We start from the raw sequence: 22,695 nt of genomic DNA on the forward strand, positions 1-22,695 counted from the left end.
CTCTCCCGTCGCGCGATTAAGGTCAAGTGCTGCAAGCGACGCAAGCTATGGTAAATCAGGCAAATGGAAGACAGTCAAAAACCGGCTGAAGACGCCCGCGCCGTCGCCGCAATACTGGATTGGTATGCCGCGATGGGGGCGGACGAGGCGATTGCCGATGCGCCGTCCGATGCGTTCGCGCTGAGCGCCAAGGCGGCAGCGGCTGCGGCGGAACCTGCGCCGCGGCCCCCGCTGGCCCGCCGGGATGCCCCACGCCGGGAAGAGGCCCCACCGCCGCCGCGCGGGGTGAAGCCGCCGCCGGTCAACACCGGAACCGCCGTTTCGCTGCAAGAGGTGCAGGCAAAGGCCAAGACCCTGGCCGAGCTGGAAGCGCTGGTGCAGGAATTCGAGGGCTGCCCGCTGAAGCGCACGGCAAAGAATACCTGCTTCTCCCGCGGCAGCGACACGGCCAAGGTGATGCTGATCGGCGAAGCGCCGGGGCGCGACGAGGATATGCAAGGCAAACCCTTCGTCGGCCGGGCCGGGCAGCTTCTGGACAAGATGCTGGCGGCGATCGGGCTGGACGAGAGCTCGGTCTACATCACCAACACGGTGTATTGGCGCCCGCCGGGGAACCGCACGCCGACGCCGGAGGAGATCTCATCCTGCGCGCCGTTCCTGAAGCATCAGATCAGCCTGCTGCAGCCGAAGCTTTTGGTGCTGCTCGGCGGGGCGGCGGCGAAGAGCATGCTGCAGCGGAGCGAGGGCATCATGCGGCTTCGCGGCCGCTGGATCGATTATCAGGGGATCGACGGCCCCATCCCCGCCATGGCGACGCTGCATCCGGCCTTCTTGCTGCGCAACTCCGCCGCCAAACGCCAGGCCTGGCAGGACCTTCTGATGGTGAAGCAGGCGCTGGATAAGGGGTGATCGAGCGCCTCCTCTTCCAGCCCCTCTGAATGTCATTGCCGGGCTTGACCCGGCAATCCAGTAACCAGGGGTGTCCGCTGAAGACACCTCTCCCCAATGGGGAGAGGTCGGATGCGCAGCATCCGGGTGAGGGGGAGCGGGATTCGGCGAGCTTGGCACCCCCTCACCCCAGCCCTCTCCCCCACGGGGAGAGGGGGCAGGCCGTGCCTCATCATAGAGCCCGCAGTCCCCATCGCACTTGTCATTGCCGGGCTTGGCCCGATATTCGATACACGCTCGTGCTCGACCGGCACGGCGGTGATCATGGATGCCCGGCACAAGGCCGGGCATGACAGCTGAGAGAAGAGCGTAACATCACATGCCCCGTTTCGATGAGAGCCGTCCGTTCATTCCGATCCGCATCGCGGTGCTGACCGTCTCGGACACCCGCACCAAGAAGACCGACAAATCCGGTCCGCTGCTGGCGGAGATGATCGAAAGGGATGGCCACGTGCTGGCCGAACGTGCGGTGGCCACGGACGATGTGGACTCGATCCGCGCGCAGGTCGCGGCCTGGTGCAACGACCCGCAAATCGACGTGGTGATCACCACCGGCGGGACAGGCTTTACCGGGCGCGACGTGACGCCCGAAGCGGTGCGGCCGCTCTACGACAAGGAGATCGAGGGGTTCTCGGTGGTGTTCCACATGGTGAGTTTCGAGACGGTGGGCACTTCGACGATTCAATCCCGCGCCTGCGGCGGGCTGATCAACGGCACTTACGTGTTCTCGATCCCCGGCTCGCCGGGGGCCTGCGAGGATGCCTGGACCAAGGTGCTGAAGTTCCAGCTCGACAACCGCCATCGGCCTTGCAGCTTCATCGAGATCATGCCGCGGCTGAAAGAGGGCAAGCCCGACGCTTAAGCCATCGCCGGACCGGTGGCACGAAGCCGCCGCCGCGCCTCGTCCAGGGTGAGCTGCGCCGGCAGGCTGCGGTTCGGCATCGGGCGGGTGACCATGTAGACCGGATAGGTCGGCAGCAGCGCGCAGGAGAGCAGCGGCCAGAGCTTCTTGCCCCGCACCTCCGGCTCGGCGACGCGGGTCGGCAGAAAGCCGATCGCGGCGCCGGTGAGGATCAGTCGCTTCAATTCGCCGAGATCCTCCGAGCCGCCGCGGGAGCGCTTGCCGAGTTCGAATTGCCGCCGGTAATTGGCGAGCTCCAGCGGCTCGTCGCGGCCGGTGAGGAAGAAATATTCGCCCGCCAGATTGCGCGGATTGTCGAAGCTCTGGCCGTAAAGCGGGTGGGCGGCAGCGCAATAGAGCTGCTGCGTCTCGCTCGAGAGCGGCTCGTAGGTGAGCACCTGATCGAGCATCTGCACATAGGAGAGGCCGATATCGGCATCGCCGACCCGCACCTGCTCCAGGATGGACTGCCAGGGTGCCGTCTCGATGGTAATCTCAAGCAGAGGATGGCGGCGGGCCATGGCCTGCAGCACCTCGTCGAAGGCGCGATCGACGATCTGGGTCATGATGACGATGCGGAGCTGGCCGCGCACGGTGCCGGCGGTCTGGGCCAGAAGATCCGGCGCGCGGCGCATCAGCTCGACCATCTCCGAGGCAATCTCGTAGACGATCTGACCTTCCGGGGTCACCGAGAAGCCGGCCGGTCCACGCTCGCATAAGGTGACGCCGAGCTGATCTTCCAGGCGAGACAGGGCCTGGCTGGTGGCGGGCTGCTGCCGCCCCAGATTCTTGGCGGCCGCCGTGACGCCGCCATGCTGCACGATCTCGTGGAACAGGCGGATCAGGTTCCAATCCAGCCGCCGCCACAGCATTTCGTTCGGGTGCATCGCGCCACGCCTCATTTCCAGGCCCCCAGGATAGGGGCCATGGCTCGCTGCGATCTTAGCGGAAGCAGGCAAACGAACATATGGTAGGTGCGCGGCGAACTGCGCCGATGGGCCGTCAGTGGCGGATGCCGTTCAGCAGGTATTTCTGCCAATGCAGGAATTCGGCGGAGACGATCAGCTCTTCCTTGCCCTTCTCGGCATCGCGGGAAAGCCCCGGAAACACCTCGTCGGAGATGCGCCCCGGATGAGGTTTGAAGATGATCACCTTGTCGGCGAGATAAAGCGCTTCTTCGATGTCGTGGGTGACCAGAAGCGCGGTGAGCCCGGTCTTGGCGACGATCTCGTGCAGCAGATCCTGCATCCGCCAGCGGGTCTCGTAATCCAGCGCACCGAAGGGCTCGTCGAGAAGCAGGATCTTCGGTCCCGGCGCCATGGCCCGGGCCAGCGCCACGCGTTGGCGCATGCCGCCGGAGAGCTGGCTTGGATAGACATCGGCAAATTCGCTCAACCCGACCAGCTTGAGGAACTCTTCGGCCGCGGCGCGTCGCATACGGCCGTCGATACCGGCGAGCCGCAGCCCGTATTCGACATTGCCGCGCACGGTGAGCCAGGGAAACGAGGTGTAGCTCTGGAACACCATGCCGAGATCGGCGCCGGGCCCTTCGACCCGGCGCCCATCCAGCTCGACAGAACCGGTGGTCGGCTCGGCAAGACCGGCGATGATGCGAAGCATCGTCGACTTGCCGCAGCCGGAGGGGCCGAGCAGCACGGTGATGCTGCCCTCCGGCACGTCGAAACTGCACGGCTCGATGGCGGTGATCTTCTCGGTGCCCTTGCGGGCCGGCGGGAAGACCTTGGAGACGCCGGCAACGCGCAGGCAAGTCCTGCCTTTATTGGGACGCCGCGGCGGGCTGCCCCCCTGTTCAAGGCCGGCGACAGGATTTGCTGCGCGCGCCGTCATGCTCACTCCCCTTCGTAGCCGCTTTCGGCCAGCACCTCGAACGGCGTCAGCGAGACGCCATCCTCGAAGGCCGGCTTGTCGTCGATCAGGCCGAACTTGACCCACCAGTCGGAGACCAGGTCGTAGTGATCCTTGATCTGGCCGTTCTTCTGGCCAAGCGCGGCAAGCTCCGGATCGCCGGGAACGACGCCCATGAACTTGGCCCCGTCGGAGTAGCCGTAGACGACGATGCCGCCCTTGTTCTCCTCGGTGCCGTCGCCGATCACCAGCTCGACATCCTCGATCTCGAAGCCGAGCGCATCGGCCATGATCTTGTTGGCTTCCTCGGGATGCTCGCGCCAGTATTTCACGCCCTCGTAATAGGCTTTCAGGGTGAGTGCGGCCCATTTGCCGCCATCCTCGTCGACGAAGCCGTCGCGCATATACATGGAGTCGGCGAGGAGCCCGTTCTTGGCCCAGAACGGCGTGGCGGAGGTGGCCATCACCTTGGCGCCGTCCAGGTTCTCCTTCACGTTCTTGGCGTAAGGCTCCCAGAACTCGCCGCCAGCAACCTGGCCGGAGATCATCGCGGCCATGGCGTCGTCCATGATCAGATTGGTGAACTTCACGTCGTCGATGGAGACGCCGTTCTGCTCCAGCCAGATGCCCATATAGATCTGGGTCAGACCGCCTTCGAGCACGGCGACGCTCTTGCCCTTCAGATCTTCGGCGGACTCGATCTCAGGCCGGACGATGATCTGGTCGGTGCCGTGGGAGGGGTTGGTGTAGGCCACCATCTTGATGCCGTTGCCTTCCGCTGCGGCGAGCGGCGCGTATTCGGCGGTGCTGGAAGCGACATCGAGCTTGCCGGCCGACATCAGGCCGAAGCTCTGATACGGGTCCTCGATGATCTGGATATCGAGGTCGATTTCGGGAACCAGGTTCTTTTCCTTGGCGACGAACCAGAAGGCGTAGCCGGGCCAGGAGAACAGCGCCACGCGGACCTTCTTCGGTTCGGCGGCATTGGCGGTGCTCACGACAAGGACCGTGAACGCCAAGAGCAGTGCGAAGACGCCGAAGTGACGTCGGAAGGCAGTCTGGAAGGTTTTCATCGACACGTTTTTTGCTCCCTTTACGTGTTGGACTTCATCTCACTCTCAGCTCCGTTCCTGCTCGATAGCCTCATAGACAAACAGGCGTTTGCCGACGAAGCGGAACAGGAGATCGAAACAGACGCCTAAAATTCCGATGGTGAGGATGCCGGCCATGACGTCGTCGACGCGGACGAAGCGCTGGGCGCGCATCATCATGGCGCCGATGCCGTCGGTGGCGGCGACGATCTCGGCGATCACCAGATAGGTCCAGCTCACCGCCAGCATCTGGCGCAGCGCGTCCCAGACGCGGGGCCAGGAGGCCGGCGCGATCACCGTGAAATAGACTTGCCTGGTATCGGCACCGAGGGTGCGGGCGGAATCGACGAAGTCGCGCGGCACGGCGCGGACGTGATCGGCGATTACCGTGGCCAGGAACCAGACCACGCCGAGGAAGAGCAGCGCCACCTTCTGGCCGTCCCCTGCCCCGAGCCACATCAAGAGCAGCGGCACGAAGGCCGGCGCCGGCAGATAGCGGAAGGCGGAAATCAGCGGGCCGAAGAAGGCCGAAACCGAGGCCGAGGTGCCCATCAGGAGGCCGAGGGGGTAAGCAACCGCCACGGCGAGGGCGAAGCTGAAGGTGATGCGGTAGACGCTCTTCAGAACATCGTAGAGAAAGCCCTTCTGGATCAGATCGTAGAGCGCTACGAGCACCTGCCAGGGCGATGGCAGCAGCCTCGGCGAGGCAAACTCCAAAGCGTTGGCGAGCCACCACAAAGCGATGAAGCTCACCACGCCGAGGAGTCCGAGCAGCAACCGCCGCCGTTGGCTGATGGCCCCGAAGACCTGCAAGCCGGACTTCGCCTTGCCAGCGTTTGCTTCGGCGGGCTGCGCTTCGGCCGACCGCTCCTTGTCGCGGTCCAGGGACTGGTTCAATGCGGGAGCGGTCTCGGTCGTCACGAGGCTTTTCGCTTTGCTTCCTGACCGAAGGAGGACAGTGCGCGGCTGTTCTCCGGCAGCACCAGCTCGCCGCGGGCCATGCGTTCCTTCAGATAGGTGAAGGTCTGCGCGGTCTGGGCGTGAAGATGCTCGCCGGCGATCAGCGGCTCGTAGGCCGGGGGCGTGCCGTCGGAGACGAATTCCGGCATCGGCTCGACCTTGGCCCAGTAATCGGCGGAATAGAAAAGCGGGAAGGAGTAGCGCTCCTCCTTCACCTTGCGCACCCGATGGGAGGTGGCGGTGAAGCGGCCGTTGGACCAGACCTCGAGCGTATCGCCGATATTGATGACGAACGCGCCTTCCACCGGCGGAGCATCGATCCACTCGCCTTCGTCGTTCATCACCTCAAGCCCCGGCGCCGTCGGCAGCAGCAGGGTGAAAGCCTCGTAATCGGTATGGGCGCCGATGCCGGCCTGGTCCGGCGGGGCGTCGGGGTCGAACGGATAATGGATCAGCCGGAGCTGCGAGGGCGGCTTGGTGAAGAAGTGGTCGAGCGCGGTCGGCTCCAGGCCGAGCGCCTCGGCAAAACCCTGGATCAGCCTGCCGCCGAGATCGAAGGCGGCATTGTAATAGGCGGTGATCTTCTCCTTGAAGTCGGGGCTGGACGGCCACTGATTGGGACCGAGCATGGGATTTCCGGCGAGAAAGTCCGGATCGTCCTTGGGCAAATCCAGGGAGAGATCGTAGGCTTCTTTCTTATCCTTGGAGCCGGAGGCGAAGACCTCCTCGCCTTCGGGCACATAGCCGCGGTGATTGCTGGAATTGCCGATATAGACCTTCATCTTCTCTTCCAGAGGAAGATCGAAGAAGTCCTTGGTGGCCTTGCGGAGGCCGGCAACGGTCTCTTCCGGGATGCCGTGGCCGGAGATGTAGAGGAAGCCGACATTCTCGGAGGCTTCGCGGATCTTATCGATCACCGCCTTGTGCTTTGCCGCATCGGGGCTACCGAGGTCGGTGATGTCGACGAGGGGGATTTCCTTGAACGAACTCATCGATGGACTCCTTGAGTGTCAAAATCCATGGACAGGGATTGGGAGGGGGTGAAATGGCCCGAGACGGCCGGCGCCGCCTCGCCATCGATGCCGATGGCTTGCAGAAGTTCGGGCCAGGTGAGCTTGTCGCCGGAAAAGGGCTGAGCCGGCAGCATTGCTGCCACCTGCCATAGCTCTTGGTCTTGAATGGCGAGGAGAAAGGCCGGTGCATTCCGATCCGCCGGCTTCCAGGCGGCGAAGGCGAATTGGCCGATACGGATAAAAAGCCCGGCGCGGTCGCCGACGCAGTCGCGCAAATAGCAGCCGAAATCGCCCTTCTCCGGCTCGGCGAGACGATGCCAATGCTCCAGATAGGCGATATGCACGCCGTCTTCGCGCAGGATATCGCCTTCCCAGCGGAGATACCCCTCGTCCGGCGGGGCATCGGCGGGAATGCCGAAATCCCAGTCCGGATCCCAGTGGAAGATATCGCCGCGCTGGCGCAAATTTCCGGCGAACGCCATGGCGCCTGGCGCAGCGGGGCCATCCCCCGGAATACGGATATCGCCGCAGAACGTGCCGAATTGCAGCCAATAGACTTGAGAACTGGTGTCGCGGCTGCCGTCGGGTTCCTGCAGAAGGCTCCGCCGCCAGACGCCGCCTAGCGCCTCGAGCGTGAGGGCCGCGCCCGCCGGCCGCATCGCCATATCGGTCACATTCGTATCCATGGCCGGCAGTGTGCCGGCGATCCTGCATTGGCAAAACTGGCATTTTTCATATGTCAGCCATTGATTTGATCAATGATTGGCGGCAGATTCGAGATACAATACTGAAATATAACGGATTTTCGTGGCTCCCCTTCTGCTAGCGGGGCTGTTGCTCGACGCCGCCACGGACGGGCTGCGACGGAATGGGCCAGGCGGCGCGCTCCGCGCTGCCCTCCCCTCGCCAGGGCGGAACTCCTACCTACCGATAGGTAGACACGTTTAGAGCAAGGCTCTAGGCTTGCCTTCCCTATCGAATTCCCGACCGGCGACGATTCCCTATGGCGCTTGCGACGCGAGACCTTCTCCTGAAAGAGGCAGAGACCTTGATGCGGACCCGCGGCTATGCGGCGTTCAGCTATGCCGACCTCGCCGAGAAGGTCGGCATCCGCAAGGCTTCGGTGCATCACCACTTCCCCACCAAGGAGGCTTTGGGGACGGCGCTGATCGACAGCTACTTGCAGGATTTCGAGGCGGCGCTGGAGCAGATCCTCGCCGAGGAGAAAACCGCATCTGCCCGCCTCACCCGCTATGCGGAGTTTTTCGCCAGCTCGATGCGCGCCGGGATGATGCCGCTTTGCGGCGCGCTCTCGGCGGAAGCTTTCGTGCTGCCCGCCTCGCTGCAGGAGCGGGTCGGCAATTTCTTCGAGCTGCATCTTTCCTGGCTGGCGAAGGTGATCCGGGACGGGCGCAAAGCCGGCGAGCTGAAGGCCGATCTGAAGCCGCGCCAGACGGCGATCATGCTGCTCAGCACGCTGGAAGGCGCCAGCCTCGTCTCGTGGGCGACACAACAGAAGAACATCGTCACCCCGACCTTCAAGGAGGTTCTATCCGGCTTGGAGGCGTAAAAGTTTTTGACCTGCAGACCTACCTACTAGATGGTAGATGCGCACAATCAAAACGGAGGAAACGTTATGGCTTTGAAGAAATACATCATCGAACGGGATATTCCCGAGGTGGGCAAGCTCGACGCCGATCAGCTTTCCGGTGCCGCGGCGACCTCGAACGATGCGCTGTGCAAGATCGGCGCGGACAACATCCAATGGGTGGAGAGCTATGTCGCCGACGACAAGACCTTCTGCGTCTATCTGGCCAAGGACGAGGATGCGATCCGCAAGCATGCGGAGCTCTCTGGCTTCCCGGCGACGAAGATCACGGAAGTGAAAACCATGATCGATCCGAGCACCGAGAAATAGCGCGCAATCGGCCTTGGGGAGACCGCCGCCTGTCTAAACGACGAGCGTCCGGTCTCCTCGCGGCTGCGTCTCCCGCCGGCGCAAGGGCGCAGGGAAAACCATACGCGCCGCCGGCCCCATAAAGCGGCGATAGGCGGTGCTGCCGTCGACGTCGGAAAGCGTGGCGGCAAGGCCGATACGGCGGCCCTTCAGGTTGCCGATCACGTCGAGCAGGGCTTCGGAGCTCGACCAGCGGACATCGTCGAAGGGATGGAGCTGGCGACGCGAAAAGCCGGCTAGCCAGAAACCGCCATCGCGCGCCGGGCCGAACACCGCATCGGCCCTGCCTAGGCGCCGAAACGCGTCGGCGATGTCGGCCGGCTCAATTTCCGGAATATCGCTGCCGATCAAAACCGCCGGACCATTCGCCTTGTCGAGCAGGCGCTGCATGCGCTCGCCCAGATCGCCCTCGCCCTGCCCGACCAGCTCCACGCCGTGACGCGAGGCGAGCCGGCGCCAGAACGGATCTGCGATGGCCTCATGGGGAGCGACGGCAAGCTGCACCCGCCAGCGCGGATCGTGGGCGAGACGCTGCAGCATCCGGTTCAGGCAGTTGCGGTAGAAGCGCAGCGCCGCGACATCGCCGATCTCGGCAGCCAAGCGCCGCTTGGCGGCGCCCAGCCGCGGCGTCTTCGCCATGACAATCAGGACTGGCTGTCTGCGCTTTGCGCGGCTTCGCATCATGCGCCCCGCCTAGCCATAAAGCCGGGCGAGCATGCGCGAGGGAAGACGGAAGAAATACAGCGCCAGGCAAGAGAGATTTCGAAGCCCCCGCGCCAGATAGCCCTCGCGGCGATAGCGCTCCGCCGAGGTAACGGCGATCGTATTCAGCATCACCAGCTGGCTGCGCTTGAGCTTGCGCACCAGATCGACGTCTTCCATCAGCTCCATGGGCTGGAATCCGCCGATCTCCTCGTAGAGCTTCCTCGGGATCAGCAAGCCCTGATCGCCGTATGGCAGGCGGAACAGCATGAAGCGCAAGGCGACCCAGCGCTCCAACGCCCAGGGGCGCAGCCCGTCATCGTCGAGCTTGAAACGGAAGGTCGCGGCAGCCGGCGGGCGCTCGCCCCGCTGAATACGGCCGATGAACTGAGCGGCATGGTCGATCCAATCGGCATCCAGCACCGTGTCGGCATGCAGAAAGAGCAGCCAGTCGGACTTGGCAGCCTCGGCACCTTTCTTCAGCTGAATGCCGCGGCCGCGCTCGGTGCGCAAAATCTCCATCCCCGCCGCATCGGCAATATCGGTGGTGCCGTCGGTCGAGCCGCCATCGACCAGGATCGCCTCCGTCACCAGCCCCTCGATGGCAGCCGGAATCAGGGCGTTCAGGGTCGGGACCAGATGGGCCTCGGCATTAAAGCTGGGGATAACCACGGAAATCATGGCGGGACTATAGCGTTTACTTCTCAGGCGGCAATGGCGCTTGAGAGCCACAAACCGTCGTATGTTCTTGCTTTGTTCACGTCGAATGCCTATAGAGGAGGTATGAGCGTGGGACTTAGAAAAGCCGATCCGCATGAGCATGCAGGCCTGGAGGCCGGCTGAGTGACCGCTTTGCGCCGCCGCGGCCGGGGCGCGCAGTCCAACCGCTCGGGCCGTTTCGAGCCGCTTCGCTATGAAGGCTTCGACGATGGTTGGGGCGGCCTTGAGGCCCTGGAAGGCTTCACCACCAAGGTGCAGGAGGTCCGGGCCAAGACCATCATCACCCGGAACGACTCTCCCGATATCGGCTTCGACCGCTCGATCAATCCCTATCGCGGCTGCGAGCATGGCTGCATCTACTGCTTCGCGCGGCCGACCCATGCCTTTCTGGGGCTTTCGCCGGGGCTGGATTTCGAGGCGCGGCTGTTCGCCAAGGTGAATGCGGCCGAGGCGCTGAAGCGAGAGCTGAGCGACCCGAAATACAAGCCGGCCACCATCGCCATCGGCACCAATACCGACCCCTATCAGCCTATCGATAAGCAATACCGCATCATGCGGCAGATCCTGGAGGTGCTGGACGAGGCGGACCATCCGGTGGCCATCGTCACCAAGTCGAGCCTGATCCTGCGGGATCTCGACATCCTCTCCTCCATGGCGCGGCGGGGGCTGGCCAAGGTGGCGCTGTCGGTGACCACGCTGGACGCCAAGCTGGCCCGGGCGATGGAGCCGCGGGCGGCAACGCCGGAGAAGCGGCTTGAGACGCTGCAGGCGTTGAGCGAGGCGGGCGTGCCGACCTCGGTCATGGTGGCGCCGGTGATCCCCGGCCTCACCGATATGGAGATGGAGCGTATCTTGGAGCGGGCCAGCGTCGCCGGAGTCACTCATGCCGGTTATGTGCTGCTCCGCCTGCCGCTGGAGATCGCCGACCTGTTCACCGAATGGCTGGAGGCGAACTGCCCCGACCGGGCCAAGCGGGTGCTGTCACTGATGCGCCAAGCCCGCGAGGGCAAGCTCTACGATTCCAAATGGGGCGAGCGCATGGAAGGCAACGGTCCTATCGCCTGGATGATCGGGCGGCGCTTCGAGCTCGCCGTACAGCGGCTCGGCATGAACCGGGGCAAGCAATCCTTGCGCACCGATCTGTTCGAGCCGCCGGTGCTGCCAGGGCAGCAAATGCGGCTACTGTAGCGGATGGCCTACCTGGCGGCCCGTCTTACGCGGCCGCTATTTTCCACAATCGCTCCCCGGCGATTTTCGCCCATCCCGCGGCATTTACGGCGTCGGGCGTTGCCAAGCCGATGCGGTTTCCGCAAAAGTTCGGGCATGGACGCGTTGTTCGAATCGCCGGTCATTCCCGATTTTCCGACCTTCGAGCGGGAAGAAGCCTTGATGAGCCGCTATTCCGGCCCGGTCGCCGGGATCGACGAGGCGGGGCGTGGGCCGTGGGCCGGTCCCGTAGTGGCGGCTTGCGTGATCCTGAACCCGGCCCGCATTCCCGAAGGCCTCAACGATTCCAAGAAGCTCACCGAAGACGCCCGCGAGGACCGTTTCGAGGAGATCCTGGCGACCGCAGCAGTCGGCATCGCCATCGGCCAAGTGCGGCGCATCGACAAGGACAACATCCTGCAAGCCAGCCTCTGGGCCATGCGCAAGGCCTATCGCGATCTCGGCGCGCCGGCTTCCGCGGCGCTGATCGACGGCAATCTTTGCCCCAAGCGCTTTCCCTGCAAAGCCGAGGCGGTGATCGGCGGCGACGGGCGCTCTGTCTCCATCGCGGCCGCCTCCATCGTCGCCAAGGTCACCCGCGACCGGCTGATGGTGAAGCTGTCGAAGCGCTACCGCCGCTATGGCTGGGAGCGGAACAAGGGCTACGGCACGCGAGAGCACGCCGAAGCGATCGAGAAGCACGGCGTCTGCATCCATCACCGCCGCTCCTTCGAGCCCATCGCGCGGGCCCTTGCCGGCGACGAGATCGCCGAACTCCCCTTCGATTAAGGCGGCCTTTACCCTCTTTCTTCACCATGACTCAGCTTCGGTCGACGGTTCGGCCGAGGCCTCGATTTATTTGTTTCGCGTCATCGGGGAATGCTGGTCATGGCTGCTGCGACGGGGGAGCGGACGCTCCCGCTGAATGAAATTATCCTGGGCGATTGCATTGCGGAGCTTGCCGCGCTGCCCGACAAATCCATCGACCTGATCTTCGCCGACCCGCCTTACAATCTGCAGCTTTCCACCGAACTGCTTCGGCCCAACAATTCGCGCGTCGACGGCGTCGACGACGAGTGGGACAAGTTCGAGAGCTTCGCCACCTACGACCGCTTCACCCGCGAATGGCTGGCCGAATGCCGCCGCGTGCTGAAAGACGACGGCGCGCTGTGGGTGATCGGCAGCTATCACAACATCTTCCGCGTCGGCGCATCTTTGCAGGATCTCGGCTTCTGGATCCTCAACGACGTGATCTGGCGCAAGACCAACCCGATGCCGAATTTCCGCGGCCGCCGCTTCACCAACGCCCATGAGACGCTGATCTGGGCCAGCAAGAGCCAGAAGAGCCGCTACCGCTTCAATTACGAGGCGCTGAAATCCTTGAACGAGGATTTGCAGATGCGCTCCGACTGGCTGTTCCCGATCTGCTCCGGCGCCGAGCGGCTGAAGGTGGAGGACGGCAAGAAGGCGCATCCGACGCAAAAGCCGCTGGCGCTGATCGAGCGCATCATCCTCGCCACTTCCCATGAGGGCGATGTGGTGCTCGATCCCTTCTCCGGCTCCGGCACCACGGCCGCTGCGGCCAAGCGGCTCGGGCGGTCCTTCATCGGCATCGAGCGCGACGAGGAATACGCCAAGATCGCCCGCCAGCGCGTGGCCGATATTGCGCCGCTGCCGCGCGAGGATCTGCAGCTCAGCAAGGGCAAGCGCTCGGAGCCGCGCGTGCCGTTCGGCTCGCTGGTCGAGCTGGGGCTGATCTCTCCTGGCACAGTGCTTTACGACGCCCGCGCCCGCCACGAGGCGAAGGTGCGCGCCGACGGCAGCATCGCCATTGGCGGGGCGCAAGGCTCCATCCACAAGATGGGCGCCCATGTGCAGGGCGCATCCGCCTGCAATGGCTGGACCTTCTGGCATGTGGAGCAGAAGGGCACGCTGACCCCGATCGATGCGCTGCGGACCAAGGCGCGCCAGCGTCTGGAGCTGAATTCGTGACGCGGGAAACGCCTGAGGATAAAGCGCGGCTTCGCGTGTTTTGGATGCCGGAGAGCGTGCCGGCGACGCCCCGCCCTTCGGAGGTGCTTTCGATCAAAGGCGATCGGCCGAAAGCTGCGATCCGCGGGGTACGCCCCTTCCGCCTGCCCGACAGCCGCCCCTTCCCGCGCCGCGCCTATCCCGTGCGGGACAAGGACTAAGCTAGATCAGCTCGGCCGCCGCACTGCTCGACGGCGCCTTGCGTTTGCGCGGCTTTCCGCCATCCGCATTGCCATCTGAGTTGCCGTGGGCGATCACCTTGCGCATGACGCTCGGCAGAGCGGCATCGGGAAGATCGCGCAGGGCCACCCAGCGGCAGCGCTCCGGCTCGGCGGCAGCGCTCAAGGCGATATCCGCCGGGGCTTCGGCGTAAAGCACCTCAAGCTCCAGATGGAAATGAGTGAAGGTGTGGGCCACCTGTCCGGCGAGCTTGCGCCAGGCGATATCAGCCGGCGCCAAACCTTCCGGCGCGGAGGGACGCTCCTCCTCCCATGGCGTGGACGGGACTTCCAGCATGCCGCCCAACAGCCCGCGCATAGGCCGGGTGCGCAGCAGCACCGCGCCATCCTCCCGCACCAGCAAAAATGCCGTGCCGCGCCGCGTGGGCCGCTCCGCCTTCACCGCCTTGTAGGGCAGCTCTGCGGCAATCCCCGCCGCATAGCCTACGCAACACCCGCGCAAAGGGCACAGCCCACAAGCGGGGCGCTTCGGCGTGCAGATGCCACTGCCGAGATCCATCATGGCTTGCGCGAAATCGCCCGCCCGGCTGTCCGGCGTTAGGCTTTCGGCCAGAAACTTAATCTCCGGCTTGGCCTTGGGCAGCGGCGTTTCCAGCGCGAACAGCCGCGCCACCACCCGCTCGATATTGCCGTCGATGGGGCTCGCCCGGCGTCCGAAGGCAATGGCCGCAATGGCGGCAGAGGTATAGCCGCCAATGCCGGGTAACGCGCGCAAGCCTTCTTCGGTATCGGGAAAGACGCCGCCATGATCCTCCGCCACCCGCACAGCGCAGGCATGCAGATTGCGGGCGCGGGCGTAGTAGCCGAGCCCGGCCCACTCGGCGAGCACGTCCTCGATCGGGGCGGCGGCAAGATCGGTCACCGCCGGCCAGCGCGCCAAGAAGCGGCCATAGCGCGGCAGCACCGCCTTCACCGTGGTCTGCTGCAGCATCACCTCGCTGAGCCAGACCTTATAGGGATCGGCGGCGCCTCCCCCCGGCGGCACGCGCCAGGGCAAGCTTCGCCCCTCCCGCTCGTACCAATCGAGCAGAAGCCGGGCGATCTCAGCCTTGGTGTTCTCGCCGAGCGCAGCTCCCATCTGCACGCATCCTCATTTCAACCCAGAAGCGCTCTCGTTCGCGCCGGTGCCATGGTGTAGTCTCGCCTGAGCTCAAGGCAAGCTTGGGGGCCGCCTCATCCACCGGGTTTGGCTTGCACCGGGCTTTGGCTCGGCGGCGGCGCGCAACAGGCGGGACACGGCAGATGACAGACGGCAGCGGCGACAATCGGGCCCCGGGCGGGCGGCGCGGCAGCAGCGCGAAGCCCATCGCGGCGCTGGTGGCCAAGACGCTGGCGCCGGCGGCGCGGGCGCGCGGCTTCACCACCATGGCGCTCTTGCGCGACTGGCCGACCATCGCCGGGGCCGAGCTTGCTCAATTCACCAAGCCGGAGAAAGTGAACTGGCCGCGCAGCCGCCAATCGGATGTGGAGGATGCAAAGCGGCGCTCGAAACGCCCCGAGGGCGCCACGCTGATCCTGCGGGTCGATGGGCCGCGGGCGCTGGAGGTGCAGTATCAGGCGCAGCAGCTGATGGAACGGGTGAACCGGTATTTCGGTTATCGCGCCGTGGTGGAGATGCGCCTGTTGCAAGCGCCGGTCACGCCCCGCACGCCGGAACCCCGTCCCGCCCCGCCGCCTTTGGATCCGGAGACCGTGCCCAAAGACGCGAAAATCGAGTCCCAGGACTTACGCGATGCGCTGGTGCGGCTGGGCTCTGCAGTGCGGGCGAAGAAGAGCCAAAACAGCGCGGCATAACGGCTGGGGCTGGCATTCGCCGCTCTCTTGCCTTAACCAACTGCTCTAAACAGATGCCAGAGCAAGGCGCGATTATTCAACGAGTGGAGTGAAGACGTGGCCCAAGGAAGCAAATCCCCGAAATCGCAGTTCCAACTCATTCTGGTCGCAGCGATCTTCATCGTCGCGCTGGCGGCAGGCGGCGTCTTCTTCCTTACCTCGCCCGGCGGCAACGGCGTGAGCGAGGCCCAGGCCGCGACGGGCGAGGCCGGCAGCACCATTCCGATGGAAGAGCTTATGGCCAAGGGGCCGCTCCCCGATGTGGTGATCGGCGATCCCGATGCGCCGGTGACCATCGTCGAATACGCCTCGATGACCTGCCCGCATTGCGCCGACTTCCACGAGAACGTCTATCCGGAGCTGAAGAAGGAATATGTCGACACCGGCAAGGTGAAGTTCATCTTCCGCGAGTTCCCGCTGGATATCCTCGCTGCGCGGGCCTCGATGCTGGCCCGCTGCGCCGGGCCGGACCGGCAGATGGCGCTGGTCAGCGCGCTGTTTCAGACCCAGCGGAGCTGGGCGGTGCCGGGCGACGAGCAGAAGTCCATGGACGGGCTGCTTCGCATCGCTCGCCAGGCCGGCTTCAGCAAAGAGAGCTTCGATAAGTGCCTGAACGATCAGGAGCTTTACGAGAATATCGTCAAGATGCGCGCCAAGGGCTCCAAGGAGTTCGGCGTGAACTCGACGCCGAGCTTCTTCATCGACGGCAAGCCGCTCGGCCGCGAGCATCAGCTTGAGAATTTCGAGCAGGTGCTGGGCAAGGCCGATACGGGCGACACCGCGGAAAGCGGATCCACCGAATAGACGCGCCGTTTTCATATAGGAGAAAGGCGCCGCTCCGGCGCCTGATCGGGGCGGCGGCGCTGGTAGCGGCAGCGCTCAGCCTTGCCAGCTGCGGCACGCCGGGCGAGACGGGAAGCGCCGCGGTCGAGGAGACCGACGATGTGGTGACGCCGGGGCCCTTGGGCGACCGGTCCTTGGGCTCGGCAAACGCACCGGTTGTGGTGGTCGAATACGCCTCGCTCACCTGTCCATATTGCCGCAATTTCCACGAGAAAGTTTTCCCCAGGCTGAAACGCACCTATATCGACACGGGAAAAGTGCGCTATGTGGTGCGCGAGTTTCCCATCGGCCGGTCGGCCGGCAATGCGGCGATCATTAATCGCTGTGCCCCGGCCAGCCAGTATTTCCAGCTTTACGGCCTGTTCCTCACCCATCAGCGCGAATGGGTAAGCCAGGAGGTCCGGCTGGATGCGATCTACGGCGTCGCCAAGCGGATTGGCATGAGCCGGGCGACGTTTGACAAATGCCTCGCGAATCAAAGCATGATCGATGCTCTTGATGAGGTGAAACAGCGGGGACGGAGATTGGGCGTGAAAGGAACGCCGACTTTCTTCGTCAATGGACAGAAGGCCCAAGGCGCCGTCAGCTACGATGAGATCAAAGCGATGATCGAATCGAAGGGCAGCACTTAGGGCAGCGCCGCGTAACTTCGGGGCGCATGTTTTCGACTTTGCGTTGCTTGCTCATGGCGCAGCGTCTAGTTGGGGCCAAATTGAGGTCATGACACTTTGAAGATCACCCGTCTTCGCCTTCTCGGCTTCAAATCCTTCGTCGATCCGACCGAGCTCGTCATCGAGCACGGGCTGACGGGCGTCGTCGGGCCGAATGGCTGCGGCAAATCCAATCTGTTGGAAGCGCTGCGCTGGGCGATGGGCGAGACCTCGTATAAGAGCATGCGCGGCTCGGCGATGGAGGATGTGATCTTCGCCGGCTCGCAAGGCCGTCCGTCGCGGAATACCTGCGAAGTCACCCTGTTCATCGACAACAAGGCGCGCACCGCCCCCGCCGAATTCAACGGCGAGGAGGAGCTAGAGGTCACCCGCCGCATCGAGCGCGAGGTCGGTTCCGCCTACCGGGTGAACGGCCGCGACACGCGGGCGCGCGATATCCGGCTGCTGTTCGAAGATGCCGCCACCGGCGCCCGCTCCCCCGCTCTGGTGGGTCAGGGCCGGATCGGCGAGATCGTCAGCGCCCAGCCGCAGGAGCGCCGCCGGGTGCTGGAGGATGCCGCCGGCATCGCCGGTCTGCATAGCCGGCGGCACGAGGCGGAGCTGCGGCTGAAAGCGACCGAATCCAATTTGGAGCGGCTTGCCGACCTCACCGGCCAGCTCACCACCCAGCTCAATTCGCTGAAGCGGCAAGCGCGCCAGGCGCAGCGCTATCGCGAGACCTCCGAAAAAATCGGCAAGCGCGAAGCGCTCTATCATCATCTGATGTGGACGGGGGCCTGCACGGCGGTCGAGGAGGAAGAAGCGGTCTTCCAGGCGGCTCTGAGCGCGGTCGGACAGGAGACCCGCACCGAGGCGGAAGCCTTGCGGGCGCAAGCCGAGGCGGCGGAAAAGCTGCAGCCCTTGCGGGACGAAGAGGCGACGCGCGGCGCGGTGCTGCACCGGCTCACCGTGGAGCGCGAAACCCTGGACCGGGAAGAAGAGCGGGCCCAGGCGCGCCATGCGGAGCTGGAGAACCGGCTGGCCCAGACCAGCCGCGATCTCGCGCGCGAGGAAGAGCATATCGCCGAAGCCGAGGAAATGCTGCGCAGCCTCGGCGACGAGGAGCGCAAGCTCAACGAGGTGAGCACCGGCGACGACGAGGAGCCGCGGCTTCGCGAGGCTGCCGAGCGCAGCGCCGGCCTGCTGCAGGAGGCGGAAGCGGCGCTCGGGGAAGCCACCGAAGCCCTGGCCCAGGAGCGTGCCGAGAAGCGCCGGCTGGAGAGCGAAGTCGCCGAGCTGGACCGCCGCATCGCTCGGCTCGAGGAGCAGAAGGCGACGATTCTGGAGGATCTGGCGATCGCCGAGGAGCGGGACGGCAACCGTACCGATCTCGCCGCGCTGAATGCCAGCCTGGATCATCTCACCCATAAGCTCGGCGGTATCGAAGACGAGCTTTCCGCGGCGGAAGCGGCGGAAGAAGCCGCCCGCAACGCCGAGAGCGAACTGCGCGGCACCGCCTCATCCGCCCGGCTGCGCCGCCAACAGTTGGACACCGAGCTCGCCACCTTGCTGAAGCTGCTGAAGCCCGCCTCGCAGGATGAGTGGCAGCCGCTGGTCGAGCAGGTGAAGGTGCAAGGCGGCTACGAGGAAGCCATCGGCACGGCGCTTGGCGACGATCTCGATGCGGCGAGCGACGAAGAAGCCCCGGCTCATTGGCGGCAGATCGCGGCCCATGGCGAAGAGCCGGCGCTGCCGGGCGGCGTCACCCCGCTCAGCGATTTCGTCAGCGGCGCTTCGGTGCTGGAGCGGCGTCTGGCGCAGATCGGCGTGGTGGCGCAGGACGATGGCGACCGGCTACAGAAAGAACTGAAAGTCGGCCAGCGCCTGGTCTCGAAGGAAGGCGATCTGTGGCGCTGGGACGGCTATAGCGTCCGCGCCGGCGCGGCGACCGCTGCCGCGGCCCGGCTGGTGGAGCGCCGCCGGCTGGAAAGCCTGAAAGAGGACGCCGAGAAGGCGGAGCGCGAAGCCCATGAGGCGAGCGATGCGCTGGAAACGGCGATCGCCAAGGCGCGCGAGGCCTCCGAAGCCACCAAGGCGCTGCGCCAGCAGGCGAAGGAGACCCAGCGGGAGGTTTCGCAGATCCGCGATGCCATCACCGCCGCCGAGCATGAAATTCAGAAGCGCAGCAAGGCGCTGGGGGCGCTGGTCGAGGCCCGCACCCGCACCGAGGATTCGCTGAACGAGGCCAAGGCCGAGAGCGCCAAGGTCACCGAAGCGCTGCAGGAGCGCGGCGGGCTGGAAGCTTTGGAAGCGAAATCCCAGGCGGCGCAAGAGGCGGCCGCCGAAGCCCGCAGCGCCCATGCCAAGGCGAATGCGGATCTGGAAGCGCATCAGCGGGGCATCCGCATCCGCCATGAGCGCATGCAGGCGATCACCGGCGAGCTGGAGCTGTGGCAGAAGCGAATCGCCAAGGCGGGCGATCAGATCGAGACTTTGCGCTCGCGGGAGCAGGAGACCCGCAACGACCTGATCGAGCTGGCCAAGCTGCCCGAAGATATCGAGCAGCGGCGCAATTCGCTGCTCAACGCCATCGCCCGCGCCGAGAAGGAGCGGGCCGAGGCGGCCGACGCCCTGGCCGAGGCCGACACCGACCGCCGGGCCCATGAGCGCACGCTGCGCGAGGTGCAGGAACGGCTGGCCGGCGCACGCGAGGCCAAGGCCCGCAGCGAAGCCAAGCTGGAAGCGGCCCGCAACAAGCGGTCCGAGGTTTCCCATACCATCCGCGAGCAGTTCGACTGCGCGCCGGAAGACTGCCTGAAGCTGGCAGAACTCGAAGAGGGCAAAGAGCTGCCGCATATCTCCCAGGTCGAGGCGGAGCTGCATAAGCTGAAGGCCGACCGGGAACGGCTCGGCGCGGTCAATCTGCGGGCCGAGGAGGAAGAGGCGGAAATCAGCGGCCAGCTGGAAGAGATGGACCGCGAGCGCGCCGACGTCGAGGCCGCTATCGCCAGCCTTCGCAAGGCGATCGCCGATCTGAACCGCGAGGGGCGCAAGCGCCTGCTGGATGCGTTCGATACGGTGAATGCCCATTTCAAGCGGCTGTTCGAGGTGCTGTTCGGAGGCGGCGCGGCGGAGCTGCAGCTGGTCGAATCCGACGATCCGCTGCAGTCGGGGCTGGAGATCGTGGCCCGCCCGCCGGGCAAGAAGCCGCAAGTGCTGACGCTGCTCTCCGGCGGCGAGAAGGCGCTGACGGCGATGGCTCTGATCTTCGCGGTGTTCCTAACCAACCCCTCCCCCATCTGCGTGCTGGACGAGGTGGACGCGCCGCTGGACGACGCCAATGTGGAGCGGTTCTGCAATCTGATGGAAGAGATGGCCAACAGCACCGATACCCGCTTCCTGGTCATCACCCACCATCCGCTGACCATGGCCCGGATGAACCGTCTGTTCGGCGTCACCATGGCCGAGCGCGGCGTGAGCCAGCTGGTTTCGGTGGATCTGGAGACCGCCGAACAGCTGCGCGATGCGGTCTAGGCGGAACGCCCGAAAACACGCCGTTTTGGGCTCCCGTTTCACCCCTGCGAGGCTTTGTGCCTGCTGCGTTTACCGCTCAACGTAAACCCTTGCCGAAATTGACCTTACAGAGCATGGCGAAATCTTGACTCCGGTGAAAGGTTCACTAAGGTGCGCCCGGGCTGAGGACCAGCCGGTTCTCCGGCGGTTCCCTTCACGATAGAGCAAGCGCTATGGCCGGAGCCTCTAAGGGGCCGGGACGCAAGAAAAGCGACCAGGACACCGAGACGATTCGGCGGCGTTTGAACGATCTTGAGGGGAAGCTTGGGCAAGTCCGCGCGCGCCGCGGCGAGCTGCCAGATTCCGACGATGCGGGACGGCGCTCGGCATTCGGCAACGCGATGCGGCTTGGGATGGAGTTGATCGCCGGTGTGGCGGTCGGTGGGTTTATCGGCTGGACGCTGGACCAATGGTTCGGGACGGCGCCGCTGATGATGGTGGTGTTCCTGTTTTTGGGGGGCGCCGCCGGCATTTTGAACGTGATACGAAGCGCGAAGGCGATGCAGGCCGGACAGCCCTACCCGGGCAAGGACCTGCCCCCGGAGGCTTCGGACGATGATGACGGATAGGACGGATTAGTGTTCGAAGCATTCGCGGCCGAAACGGCAGAACATGGCGCTGCAGCAGCTGGGCATGGGGGCGGCGGTCTCCCCGATCCGATGCACCAGTTCGAGATCACGCGCCTCGTGGAGCTCGACGTTTTCGGTCTCGACGCCTCTTTCACCAATTCGGGCCTGTTCATGGTGATCGCCGCGGTGCTAGTCACCGGCTTCCTGGTCTGGGCCATGCGCCGTCCCTCGATGGTGCCCTCGCGCAGCCAGTCGATCGCCGAGCTTTCCTACGAATTCGTCGCCAACATGGTGCGCGACAATAGCGGCACGGCGGGAATGCCCTATTTCCCGTTCGTTTTCACGCTGTTCATGTTCATCCTGGCGCTGAACATGCTGGGCCTGGTGCCCTACTCCTTCACCGTGACGAGCCATATCATCGTCACCTTCGCGCTGGCCTTATTCATCCTGACCGGCATCACCATTATCGGCTTCATCAAGCATGGCGCGGGCTTCCTGCGACTGTTCGTGCCGAAGGGCGTGCCGGTGGTCTTGCTGCCGCTGATCGCGGTGATCGAGATCATTTCCTATCTCACCCGCCCCTTGAGCCTGTCGGTCCGGCTTTTCGCCAATATGATGGCCGGCCACACCATGCTGAAGGTGTTCGGCGCCTTCGTGGTGGCGCTGGGCTTTCTCGGCGGATGGGCGCCGCTGGCCTTCATGGTCGGCTTTACCGCCCTCGAAGTTCTGGTCGCATTCCTACAGGCTTACGTGTTTGCGATCCTGACATGCATCTATCTCAATGACGCACTACACCTGCATTGAGGTGGAGCCAGTTTATCCTTAGTCACCAATCCCAACGGGAGGAATGAATGGAACCCGAAGCAGCTAAGTTTATCGGCGCAGGTCTCGCCTCGATCGCCCTGGTCGGTGCCGGTCTCGGTATCGGTACGATTTTCGGCAACTACCTCGCCGGTGCGCTCCGCAATCCGTCGGCCGCAGCCGGTCAGTTTCCGAACCTGCTTCTCGGCTTTGCTCTTGCCGAGGCAACCGGCCTGTTCGGCCTGGTGGTCGCGCTGATCATCCTGTTCGTCTTTTAATCAGCTAAACCCGACGAATAGACCGATATGCCGCAACTAGCCCCCGCCGATTGGCTGCCCCAGCTCATCTGGCTCGCCATTGTCTTTGCCGTCTTCTACGTGCTGATGGCGAAGCTTGCGCTGCCGAAGATCGGCGGGGTGATCGACGCGCGCCGCGACAAGATCAAATCCGACCTGGAAACGGCGGACGGTCTGCGGCGCAAGACGGAAGAAGCCATCGCCGCCTATGAGCAGGCGCTTGCCGAGGCCAAGCAAAAGGCCCACGGCATCGCCCAGGAGGCACGCGATAAGCTGAATGCGGAGATCACCGCCGAGCGCGAGAAGCTGGAGGCCGAGCTCGACAGCAAGGCCGCCGAAGCGGAAGACGCGATCAAGAAGGCCAAGGAGTCGGCGCTGAAAGAGGTCGACGGCATCGCCACCGACGTTGCGAGCGATATCGTCAACAGCCTGATCGGCGTCAGCCCTTCCAAAGACGAAACCGCCAAGGCCGTGGCCTCGGCGCGACAAGGCTAGG

Annotated in this window: 25 protein-coding genes; 16 read left to right on the forward strand and 9 right to left on the reverse strand. The window is 64.7% G+C overall.

Annotated features, from left to right (window positions below):
* Positions 1 to 63 precede the first annotated feature (63 nt).
* Both HT051_RS13090 and moaB read left to right on the forward strand, forming a co-directional pair.
* A complete protein-coding gene (locus HT051_RS13090) occupies positions 64 to 909 on the forward strand; it encodes a uracil-DNA glycosylase family protein (RefSeq protein ID WP_174542447.1) in 846 nt (281 codons plus the stop codon).
* Positions 910 to 1,267: 358 nt separating this feature from the next.
* Positions 1,268 to 1,810, forward strand: coding sequence for a molybdenum cofactor biosynthesis protein B (gene moaB, locus HT051_RS13095; RefSeq protein WP_174542448.1), 543 nt, complete (start codon positions 1,268 to 1,270; stop codon positions 1,808 to 1,810).
* Here the strand turns inward: moaB and HT051_RS13100 are convergent.
* From HT051_RS13100 to HT051_RS13125, 6 genes are all read right to left on the reverse strand, one after another.
* The gene (locus tag HT051_RS13100) at positions 1,807 to 2,736 is read right to left on the reverse strand and encodes a LysR family transcriptional regulator (protein ID WP_174542449.1); all 930 of its coding nucleotides are present in this window, start codon (positions 2,734 to 2,736) and stop codon (positions 1,807 to 1,809) included. The genes moaB and HT051_RS13100 overlap by 4 nt on opposite strands.
* A gap of 115 nt (positions 2,737 to 2,851) precedes the next feature.
* Positions 2,852 to 3,697, reverse strand: coding sequence for an ABC transporter ATP-binding protein (locus HT051_RS13105; protein ID WP_174542450.1), 846 nt, complete (start codon positions 3,695 to 3,697; stop codon positions 2,852 to 2,854).
* Between the two features lie 2 nt (positions 3,698 to 3,699).
* Entirely contained in the window at positions 3,700 to 4,788 is a 1,089-nt protein-coding gene (locus tag HT051_RS13110; RefSeq protein ID WP_174543017.1) for an ABC transporter substrate-binding protein, read from the reverse strand.
* 45 nt (positions 4,789 to 4,833) lie between these two features.
* Positions 4,834 to 5,727 carry an ABC transporter permease gene (locus HT051_RS13115; RefSeq protein WP_208454325.1) on the reverse strand — a complete coding sequence of 298 codons (894 nt, stop codon included), beginning with the start codon at positions 5,725 to 5,727 and terminating at the stop codon, positions 4,834 to 4,836.
* Positions 5,724 to 6,758 (reverse strand): isopenicillin N synthase family oxygenase, encoded by a 1,035-nt coding sequence (locus tag HT051_RS13120; protein ID WP_174542451.1) that lies wholly within the window; start codon positions 6,756 to 6,758, stop codon positions 5,724 to 5,726. Before HT051_RS13120 ends, HT051_RS13115 begins: the two co-directional genes overlap by 4 nt.
* Complete coding sequence (locus HT051_RS13125; RefSeq protein ID WP_174542452.1) at positions 6,755 to 7,465, reverse strand: hypothetical protein; 711 nt, start codon at positions 7,463 to 7,465, stop codon at positions 6,755 to 6,757. The genes HT051_RS13120 and HT051_RS13125 overlap by 4 nt, the downstream gene beginning before the upstream one ends.
* Positions 7,466 to 7,782: 317 nt before the next feature.
* Here HT051_RS13125 and HT051_RS13130 point away from each other — a divergent pair, with 317 nt between their 5' ends.
* Together HT051_RS13130 and HT051_RS13135 are read left to right on the forward strand one after the other, a co-directional pair.
* Complete coding sequence (locus HT051_RS13130) at positions 7,783 to 8,349, forward strand: TetR/AcrR family transcriptional regulator (protein ID WP_174542453.1); 567 nt, start codon at positions 7,783 to 7,785, stop codon at positions 8,347 to 8,349.
* Positions 8,350 to 8,415: 66 nt separating this feature from the next.
* Entirely contained in the window at positions 8,416 to 8,697 is a 282-nt protein-coding gene (locus HT051_RS13135) for a DUF4242 domain-containing protein (RefSeq protein ID WP_208454326.1), read from the forward strand.
* A gap of 33 nt (positions 8,698 to 8,730) precedes the next feature.
* On the opposite strand, the gene HT051_RS13140 is transcribed toward HT051_RS13135, so the two are convergent.
* Complete coding sequence (locus tag HT051_RS13140; RefSeq protein ID WP_208454327.1) at positions 8,731 to 9,375, reverse strand: TIGR04282 family arsenosugar biosynthesis glycosyltransferase; 645 nt, start codon at positions 9,373 to 9,375, stop codon at positions 8,731 to 8,733.
* 54 nt (positions 9,376 to 9,429) lie between these two features.
* Complete coding sequence (locus HT051_RS13145) at positions 9,430 to 10,119, reverse strand: TIGR04283 family arsenosugar biosynthesis glycosyltransferase (protein WP_174542454.1); 690 nt, start codon at positions 10,117 to 10,119, stop codon at positions 9,430 to 9,432.
* 162 nt (positions 10,120 to 10,281) lie between these two features.
* On the opposite strand from HT051_RS13145, the gene HT051_RS13150 reads away from it, so the two are divergent.
* The 4 genes from HT051_RS13150 to HT051_RS13165 all read left to right on the forward strand — a co-directional run bounded on the left by HT051_RS13150 (position 10,282) and on the right by HT051_RS13165 (position 13,556).
* On the forward strand, positions 10,282 to 11,346 hold the full coding sequence (locus tag HT051_RS13150; RefSeq protein ID WP_174542455.1) for a PA0069 family radical SAM protein: 1,065 nt from the start codon (positions 10,282 to 10,284) through the stop codon (positions 11,344 to 11,346).
* Positions 11,347 to 11,481: 135 nt separating this feature from the next.
* Positions 11,482 to 12,153, forward strand: coding sequence for a ribonuclease HII (locus tag HT051_RS13155; protein ID WP_174542456.1), 672 nt, complete (start codon positions 11,482 to 11,484; stop codon positions 12,151 to 12,153).
* 99 nt (positions 12,154 to 12,252) lie between these two features.
* Entirely contained in the window at positions 12,253 to 13,356 is a 1,104-nt protein-coding gene (locus tag HT051_RS13160) for a site-specific DNA-methyltransferase (RefSeq protein ID WP_174542457.1), read from the forward strand.
* Positions 13,353 to 13,556 (forward strand): hypothetical protein, encoded by a 204-nt coding sequence (locus HT051_RS13165; protein ID WP_174542458.1) that lies wholly within the window; start codon positions 13,353 to 13,355, stop codon positions 13,554 to 13,556. The genes HT051_RS13160 and HT051_RS13165 overlap by 4 nt, the downstream gene beginning before the upstream one ends.
* A gap of 1 nt (position 13,557) precedes the next feature.
* On the opposite strand, the gene mutY is transcribed toward HT051_RS13165, so the two are convergent.
* Positions 13,558 to 14,712: an A/G-specific adenine glycosylase gene (gene mutY, locus HT051_RS13170; protein WP_174542459.1), complete on the reverse strand. Its 1,155-nt coding sequence runs from the start codon at positions 14,710 to 14,712 to the stop codon at positions 13,558 to 13,560.
* 164 nt (positions 14,713 to 14,876) lie between these two features.
* Here mutY and HT051_RS13175 point away from each other — a divergent pair, with 164 nt between their 5' ends.
* From HT051_RS13175 to HT051_RS13210, 8 genes are all read left to right on the forward strand, one after another.
* On the forward strand, positions 14,877 to 15,428 hold the full coding sequence (locus HT051_RS13175) for a DUF721 domain-containing protein (RefSeq protein ID WP_174542460.1): 552 nt from the start codon (positions 14,877 to 14,879) through the stop codon (positions 15,426 to 15,428).
* A 96-nt stretch (positions 15,429 to 15,524) separates the two neighbouring features.
* A complete protein-coding gene (locus HT051_RS13180) occupies positions 15,525 to 16,271 on the forward strand; it encodes a DsbA family protein (protein WP_174542461.1) in 747 nt (248 codons plus the stop codon).
* Positions 16,272 to 16,468: 197 nt separating this feature from the next.
* Entirely contained in the window at positions 16,469 to 16,942 is a 474-nt protein-coding gene (locus HT051_RS13185; RefSeq protein ID WP_246810096.1) for a DsbA family protein, read from the forward strand.
* A 96-nt stretch (positions 16,943 to 17,038) separates the two neighbouring features.
* Entirely contained in the window at positions 17,039 to 20,494 is a 3,456-nt protein-coding gene (smc, locus tag HT051_RS13190) for a chromosome segregation protein SMC (protein WP_174542462.1), read from the forward strand.
* Between the two features lie 281 nt (positions 20,495 to 20,775).
* Positions 20,776 to 21,102 carry an AtpZ/AtpI family protein gene (locus HT051_RS13195; protein ID WP_174542463.1) on the forward strand — a complete coding sequence of 109 codons (327 nt, stop codon included), beginning with the start codon at positions 20,776 to 20,778 and terminating at the stop codon, positions 21,100 to 21,102.
* A gap of 90 nt (positions 21,103 to 21,192) precedes the next feature.
* Positions 21,193 to 21,906: a F0F1 ATP synthase subunit A gene (locus tag HT051_RS13200; RefSeq protein ID WP_174543022.1), complete on the forward strand. Its 714-nt coding sequence runs from the start codon at positions 21,193 to 21,195 to the stop codon at positions 21,904 to 21,906.
* A gap of 47 nt (positions 21,907 to 21,953) precedes the next feature.
* Positions 21,954 to 22,181, forward strand: a complete 228-nt coding sequence (locus HT051_RS13205) for a F0F1 ATP synthase subunit C (protein ID WP_174542464.1) — start codon at positions 21,954 to 21,956, stop codon at positions 22,179 to 22,181.
* A 27-nt stretch (positions 22,182 to 22,208) separates the two neighbouring features.
* Entirely contained in the window at positions 22,209 to 22,694 is a 486-nt protein-coding gene (locus HT051_RS13210; protein ID WP_174542465.1) for an ATP F0F1 synthase subunit B, read from the forward strand.
* Position 22,695: the final 1 nt, after the last annotated feature.

The organism is Methyloligella sp. GL2, assembly GCF_013341275.1.
Classification (GTDB): Bacteria; Pseudomonadota; Alphaproteobacteria; order Rhizobiales; family Methyloligellaceae; genus Methyloligella.